The sequence below is a fragment of the Andreesenia angusta genome (assembly GCF_001855385.1).
GTDB classification, from domain to species: domain Bacteria; phylum Bacillota; class Clostridia; order Tissierellales; family Gottschalkiaceae; genus Andreesenia; species Andreesenia angusta.
The window spans coordinates 1-7,572 of the sequence record NZ_MKIE01000021.1; the positions used below are offsets into that span (position 1 = coordinate 1).

At 39.9% G+C, this 7,572-nt stretch carries 6 protein-coding genes; 3 read left to right on the forward strand and 3 right to left on the reverse strand.

The window, feature by feature from the left end; all coding sequences use genetic code 11:
- Positions 1 to 1,108: 1,108 nt before the first annotated feature.
- On the forward strand, positions 1,109 to 2,005 hold the full coding sequence (locus EUAN_RS11860) for a coiled-coil domain-containing protein (protein WP_071064782.1): 897 nt from the start codon (positions 1,109 to 1,111) through the stop codon (positions 2,003 to 2,005).
- Between the two features lie 341 nt (positions 2,006 to 2,346).
- Here EUAN_RS11860 and EUAN_RS12515 read toward each other — a convergent pair whose 3' ends face one another.
- The gene (locus EUAN_RS12515) at positions 2,347 to 2,778 is read right to left on the reverse strand and encodes a DUF4829 domain-containing protein (RefSeq protein WP_143000728.1); all 432 of its coding nucleotides are present in this window, start codon (positions 2,776 to 2,778) and stop codon (positions 2,347 to 2,349) included.
- Between the two features lie 476 nt (positions 2,779 to 3,254).
- On the opposite strand from EUAN_RS12515, the gene EUAN_RS11870 reads away from it, so the two are divergent.
- Together EUAN_RS11870 and EUAN_RS11875 are read left to right on the forward strand one after the other, a co-directional pair.
- Positions 3,255 to 4,322 (forward strand): replication initiation protein, encoded by a 1,068-nt coding sequence (locus EUAN_RS11870; protein ID WP_245674496.1) that lies wholly within the window; start codon positions 3,255 to 3,257, stop codon positions 4,320 to 4,322.
- Positions 4,323 to 4,446: 124 nt separating this feature from the next.
- Positions 4,447 to 5,631, forward strand: a complete 1,185-nt coding sequence (locus tag EUAN_RS11875; protein ID WP_071064794.1) for an IS256 family transposase — start codon at positions 4,447 to 4,449, stop codon at positions 5,629 to 5,631.
- 776 nt (positions 5,632 to 6,407) lie between these two features.
- On the opposite strand, the gene EUAN_RS11885 is transcribed toward EUAN_RS11875, so the two are convergent.
- Both EUAN_RS11885 and EUAN_RS11890 read right to left on the reverse strand, forming a co-directional pair.
- Complete coding sequence (locus EUAN_RS11885; RefSeq protein ID WP_071064788.1) at positions 6,408 to 6,647, reverse strand: PF20097 family protein; 240 nt, start codon at positions 6,645 to 6,647, stop codon at positions 6,408 to 6,410.
- A gap of 204 nt (positions 6,648 to 6,851) precedes the next feature.
- Positions 6,852 to 7,253 carry a hypothetical protein gene (locus EUAN_RS11890; RefSeq protein ID WP_071064790.1) on the reverse strand — a complete coding sequence of 134 codons (402 nt, stop codon included), beginning with the start codon at positions 7,251 to 7,253 and terminating at the stop codon, positions 6,852 to 6,854.
- Between the last annotated feature and the right edge of the window lie 319 nt (positions 7,254 to 7,572).

Sequence of the window (7,572 nt, forward strand, 5' to 3'; positions counted from 1 at the left end):
GGGCTTCCAAGTGCCTGAAGGACCAGGCGCCTATCCCGGTACCCTCGCCGCCCCCCTTTTTCCCCCTCCCCAGACCCCACCCCCTTTTTGAACCCCTGAAACACTGTCGCTTACGCTCTAAGCGGTGTGCACCATCACTGGAGAAGGGGAAAACCAGGGGCATCAGCTCGGCACTGGCAAAAGGGTGCACCTCAGAGTGAGGTTTTGCCGTGCCGGGGTTCAAGGCGGGGGCAACTCCAACCATCCACCGCCGTTTCCCCGCCTCTCGCTTCGGCGCCTTCGCTTTCGGATTAGACTTTCCACCCTGACATCATGCAGCCGTGCTATCGCACCGCTGCGACGCTCCAGACGGCTCTAGAGCTTAAGGCAAGCCCACAGCATGGAGAAACATCCATACAGGGGCCCCGGTGCGTCCTGTAGTGCCCTGGAAACGCGCCGGGCACCACAGGTAGACAACTGGTCGGTACCAACGTGGTAGATTTGAAATTGGAAGTGGCACCCGGGCGGACATTCCCTTCCGCCCTCAGCGCCTTATGGGGAAAGAGCGGAGACGCATCCGCCCATTCCCCACCAGAAAGGCGGTCGTGCAGACTGCGCACCACCGCCGGCAATACGGGGCGACGGATTTCCGCTTTTCGCGGAACTAGCCGCCCCTGAAGATACTTGAATATAGGCCCAGCGTTTGTCCGCTTCGGGTGATATTCCCAGGGGGAATCTTCCCTTGCGCTCTGGCCACGCTCGACTTCGCACATAAGCTCAGCCTCGCTCTACCGCTTCCGCGGTCAACAGAGGTAGGCGGTGGGATCAGCCCCCGCTGCATAGATGTAAAAGCGCTTTTAAAGGGTAAACTTTTGACGTGCCAGTTCAGGAAGGTTCGGAGCTCACACAATGGCTATTTCAAGCGAATGGTGCCGAAAAATGCTTAAATCCTAACCTAGTTTACCTGATAATCGAGGTAAACTTTAGGTAAACTGTTGAAATTTCAATGGTTTACCTACTTTTAATTATGCAAAATAGGAGTTTACTATTTTAAATACAGGCATACAGTGGTATAATAGATATAAGGAAAAGTTTACTTTTGATGGTTTTTTTAAAGGGAGCGATGGAAATGGACGAAGAAATGTCGACTTACGCTGTGAAAATGGATGCAGAGGCCAAAGAAGAGCTGAAGCAAATGATAGAGAGCTATGAAGGTGGAACGGCCGGGGATTTTATGCAGGTACTTATAGAGACCTACAAGGCAAGCAAGCTTACAGGAAGCGTGGCGGATGTGAAAGCGGATCTGGCGGAGCTGAACAAACTGACCGGCAGGATGTACAGTATATATGCGAATATGGTAGAGAGAAGCGAAGTGGCGGGCGAGAGTTTAAGGGTCCAGGCTGCCGAAGCCATAAAGGAAAGGGAGTCCAAACTTGAGGCACTTGAAAGCGAAGTTAGAGCCCTGAAGGAAGACAAGAAAACAGCAGCCAGCATTATAGACGACTACAGAGTTAAGACGGAGAAATTGAGGGATGAAGTAGTAAAGACAAAGCAGGACACGGAGAGCGACAGAAAGCTTATAGCCAAGCTGGAGGAAGAGACGTCCGAGCTTGCAGAGCTAAAACAAGCAAAGAAGGCACTGGAGGATCAGCTGAAAGAAGCGGAGGCCAAGCTCAGGTCTGAGAGCGACAAGGCTAAGGCTCTTGAAAAACAGCTAAAAGAGCAGGAAGAAGAGATAGAGAAGCTGGAGGATATGGCTGTTCAGGCCATGGACGAAAGCAAGAAAGCATCAGAGAAGGCAAGAGAGGAAGCTATGGCCGAAGTCGAAAGGCTGAAAGCTACTATGGAGCTTGAAAAACAGAAAGAGCTGCTGGCGCTTGCAGGCGAGCATCAGAAAGAAGTCCAGAAGATACAGGAGCAGAGAATCGCCGAAATAGATAGCCAGAGAGAGAAGTATATGGCAAAACTTGAGGCTTTGGAGGCCGAGAACAAGGAGCTTGAGAAAAAGCTGGCCGAAGTGAAATAGAAGGATTAAATGCAAAAATATCGGATATATATTTACTAATCAAACAAAACAATACCATACGTGAAGAAAGAAGGGACCATATTGGGGCCCTTCTTTCTTTTGGTTTACTGAAAGTTTACCGGTTTACTTAACAGTAAACTTATTATATATCAATGGTTTACCTGATGTTTATTAAATGGGGTACCTTGCACATTATCGACAAAACCCACGATAAGCCATATTTAAACAATAAGTGCGAAAAACTAAGCCATAAAAGCTTCCTTGGAACAGAAGTTTCTATGGCTTAGTTCGTAGTATAGTAAGATTGAGAACTATTCAAAATTTAGATTTACTATTTATTTTTAATAACCCCTACCATCAATTCTCCAATCACTTGTTGGATTATCTCTTATCAAAACCCACTGATAATCTGTATACGTACCTGGGTCTAAAACAGGATTACCATTCTCTCCCGAATCATCAACATCAAAGCTTGATAACAAGACAATAGTATTCTCAGGTTTAATTCCACTTGCCGATCCTTTACCAGTTTCCAAATAAAGCGTAACAAGAGAATCGGATTTGTCTTCGTCATACCATATTTTTGTTAGAGTAGCTGCAGGAAAGTCAAAATTATTCTTTACAGTATCTATTGCTTTATCTACTTCTTCTTTGGTAAATTTAGTATACTGCCCAGTATCTGTTGTTAACTTATTAGTTTCAGGGCTTTGTTTACAAGCTACTAAAGAAAATACCAATAATATTATACAAAATGACATTATGATTTTTTTCATAAAAACGCCTCCTTTTAATTAGTTTACAGTATCTAACAACTGTGAACTACCCATATTATACCCAATTCCAAGCAAGAAACCAAATATCTCCACTATATAAAGATTTTATTTACGACCATGCCTATAATAGATGCGATATAAGCATAATTGTAAGAAAAGTCGAAAGTGGAGGTAAAAGCATGAGCAGCAGGGCAAAGCTTTTAAAACTGTTAGAAGATAGCGACGGAATTGTATTTAAGGAGATGCTTTTGTGTAGATAGATATAGATAGTACCTATTTTACTGATTTAAAACATTTGCAAAACTAAGCTAGTTGTCTACTGGGATAGAAGGGTATAAACAGCTACATAAATGGGGAATGACGACTACATAATTGGGGGGCAATGCCTACATAAATGGGGCACAATAACTACATAGATAGTTGACATGTAGTTGTTGCGTGAATATAATTAGGAGTAGCTGGAGGTGAAAGTCTTGGTGGAAATAGAGATTAAAGAGAAAGACGACAAGGTAAGCAAAAGCAATTTACTTATTGAAAGCAGAGGTAAGATGAGCCTAAACGAGGCGAAGTTGTTTGCCTTAATAATGACACAAACAGAACTACATCAAGAAAATCAGTTTGAAAAGTATGTGCTAGACGTATCTTCCTTGAAAGATTCCACCAATCATAAGGGTTTTTACGACTATCTTAAAAAGACAGCCATAGCACTAGAAGATGTAAAGTTAGTGGTAGAAACTCTAACAGAGAAGAGAAAGAGAAAGACTACAGTGATAAGGTTGATCAATAGTCCATCTGTGACAGAAGGCGAGTATGAGTTGGAATACTATATAAACAAAGATCTGCTTCCCTACATTGAAGACATATTGAAAAAAGGGACAAAAGGGTATACCCAGTATCAATTAGAAAATATACTGAGTATGCGAAGTAGCTATAGCATAAGAATCTACGAATTGCTGAAACAGTATGAGAATAAAGGTGAAGACTATAGAGAGTTTGAGATCGAGGATTTGCGGGCCTATTTAGGTATTGATCAAGATAAGTATAAGAGAATATCTAACTTTGAAGAGAGAGTCCTTAAAACAGCTACAAAGGAGATAAATGAGCAAACAGATCTCGATATTCAGTACAGTAAAGTGAAAAAAAGAAATAAGGTAGTGGGTATAAGATTCGATGTGAAATATAGAAATAAGAAGGAAACAGTCACGGCAGAAAAATACATAAAATTAGGAATAGATATAGAAGAAATTCGTATACGATCAGGACTATGGGACTCGGGATTTAACGACGACCAAGTAGCAGTTATCTATGATTCGGTAAATATAAGTGATATAGGGCTTGAGATATATGACTATATATTGCTCTCCTACATGTATTCTAAAAGGAAAGCAGCGAGAAATATATATGCTTACACATTGGAAACTATTAAGAATGACTATGCTAGAGCGTTGCCACAAGCAAAAACAAGGTATTTTGTCCACGAAGAAGATGAAGCGAGAATAATAGAAGCATTGAAGAGATTTGGTGCGTACAAAAAGAAAATGTAAAAAGAAGGGCCCCCCAAGGGTGTGTATAATAAACGGTGTAAACTATCTTGATGATGATATACTAAAATCATAAGGGGGTTGCACCGTTTTGAAACTTTTTGACAAGAAGACAATAAGAGACCTGATGAAGCAAGGAAAACTGAAAGACGCCAAGGACATATCCACGCTTCTAAAAGAGCAGTTTGCAGATATAATCGAGGAGATGCTAGAAGCAGAACTGGACGAGGAGCTAGGCTACACTAAGTACGACTACAAGAACAAGGAAACTTCGAACAGCAGAAATGGCAAGCGAAAGAAGACGGTTATGTCCGAGTACGGAGAGCTTGATATAGATGTTCCAAGGGACAGAGACAGCGAGTTCGAACCTGTAGTGGTGAAGAAGAACCAGACAGATATATCAGGCATAGAAGACCAGATACTAGGCATGTACGCTAAAGGAATGACAGTAAGGGATATACAGGACCATATCGAAAATATATATGGCTTTGAAGCCTCCCCAGCACTGATATCGAGAATTACAGACAAGATACTTCCACTGGTTGGCGAATGGCAGAACAGACCACTTGAAAGCATATACTGCCACGTGATAATGGATGCAGTGCACTACAAAGTGAGACAGGAAGGTAGGATAATCAACAAGGCTGCGTATGTTGCCATAGGTACAAATTTGGACGGAATGAAAGAAGTGCTGGGAATTTGGGTGGGAGAAAACGAGAGCTCGAAATACTGGCTCAAGGTGATAACAGAGCTTAAAAACAGAGGTGTGGAGGATATTCTGATAGCTTCGATAGATGGGCTTGCAGGCTTCTCAGACGCCATAAAAGCTGTATTTCCAGAGACTGAGGTTCAAAGATGCATAATCCACCAGATTAGAAACTCAACGAAATACCTGTCGTACAAGGACAGAAAATCTTTCTGCAGTGACTTGAAGAACGTCTACCAGGCTTCGACTGAGTCTGAGGCTCTACAACAGCTTGACCTGCTTGAAGACAAGTGGAGAGATAGGTACTTGATAGCTGTGAAGTCTTGGAGGAACAATTGGGAGGAGATATCCGCATTTTTCAAGTATCCGCCTGAAATCAGAAAGATGATATATACTACGAATGCGATAGAAAGCTACAACCGACAGCTCAGGAAGGTGACCAAGTCAAAGTCAGTGTTTCCAACGGACGAGTCGCTGATGAAAATGCTGTACCTTGCTACAATGGATATACAAAAGAAGTGGACCCAAAGATACCGAGGCTGGTCTATGATACTGGCTCAACTTAGCATACACTTCGAGGATAGACTACAGGGCTACGATTACTAAAATTTCACTGACAAGTATGCGGTACTGGCTAGTCTGCTACATCCATAAAAAAGCAGAAAAAGAAAATCGAGAAAGCTTGCTCTCTAGGCTACTCTCTCGATTTCCGAACTACTGTCCGCAAAAGGATTCTCTATATTTTTTTCAGGATATTTACACCATTTTATTGACAGACTCGGCCCCAATGTGCCCCCTTCTTTCTTTTGGTTTACCGAAGATTTACCGGTTTACTTATTGGTAAACCTAGTATATATAAATGGTTTACCTTATGTTTACTGATATGGTTTTCAGGGATGATCTGAAGTTGGAGTGCCGTCAGCAAAACCGACAAATTATACTCTAAGACATATTTTTACAATACAAAAGAAAACTAAGCCCGAGAAACATTCCATCTAGTGGAAGCTTCTTGGGCTTAGTTCGTAATATAGTAATATTACGATAAGTTGCTGCTTTTAGTTATTGATACCTATCTCTTATATTTTCTGTACTCCCTATATTGTCTAATTGATTCTCTCAGATAAGGCATAAATGTCAGAAGTAGTAGCCCTATTGTTATCATATTTATAATTGACTTCAAGGGTTCTTGCAAAAATTGATAGACATTATATTTTCCAGAATACATTGTAGTCCAACTTAAAGTTGCAACTATCAAAAATATATTTTGCTTCGATTTTTTAAAAGAATATAAGCAATATATAGAAAACGGTATAGTAATTAGTGGAATTCCAATATCCATAACAAGCTACCTCCTTCGTAATATAGTAAGTTTATTCATATCATTAAGATTTATTTATTTTGTCTTTCGTATCAATAATGATTTTTTCGCAATCTTTACAGTATAAAGCCTCTACACTACTCGTTGTGAGTGAGTCTGTAAGCTTAATGCCTTTTGAAATAATTTGTAGAAAGGTACCTTTGTCTTTTTCCTCGGGAATCCACTTTAATGCACGTCTATCTTGGTGAATAAAACCTAGATGCATTTCTTTACCACAGTATGGACATTTATAGCTACTATTCATTTATAATCAACTCCTTTACTTGCTTCGTATTTTAGTAAGATTATTCACTTATGACTTATACTTTTTTATAAGGTTTGAAATCAATAAAATTGCACCTATTGTAATCAAGCCAAGCAAGATAATAGGATATAGCATTATCAATATAAAAGTACTCATATATTCCTCCCATTATTTCAACAACTCATATTTTTTAACAACTATGAACTATCCTATGACTTCTTGTTTATTTACTTTATGAAAGCTGGTGATAAATGTATAGCCAAGTATCAGTTGAAATATCCCCATATTAGCAGTAAAAACTGAAATAGGTATATCAAGAATAAATGACTCTAAAGAGAATATAAACCAAGAAGATGCTATGAAAAGTGAAGGAATAACTACTAAAACCAGCTTAGGAATATTTACTTTCCAAGAACCTTCCCTTTTGACCTCGGAAAGCAGACCTTCAATTCCTAGTAATGCCCCCAATAAGACATTTATAACCATTGACCCTATGATAAATAGTTCATTAAAAGTTCTTCCTGATAGCTCCACAAAATACTGACGACTAAAAACCAGTATGAAAATTGCTACGATATACAACAGATACTTTAACCATGTTTTCATTTTTTGACCTCCTCGTATTTTCTAACTATTGCGAACTACCCATATTATACCCAATTCCAAGCAAGAAACCAAATATCTCCATCAACAGGCATCTAACAAGGGCATTTGGGGATAGCTCAAAATTCTCAAACTGTAGCCCAGTAGACCTGAACTGTATTTAACTTACTTAAAATTCTGGCTATACTCCATAATGGGGTACCGTCCTATTTATGCGGATTAACAACGTTAAGAAAAATAAATTACAAAAAAGCTTGTTTTTTCCAATGCTTAGCATAAAAGAAAACAAGCTTTTGTTTGCAATTTTCAAAAAATAGTATTC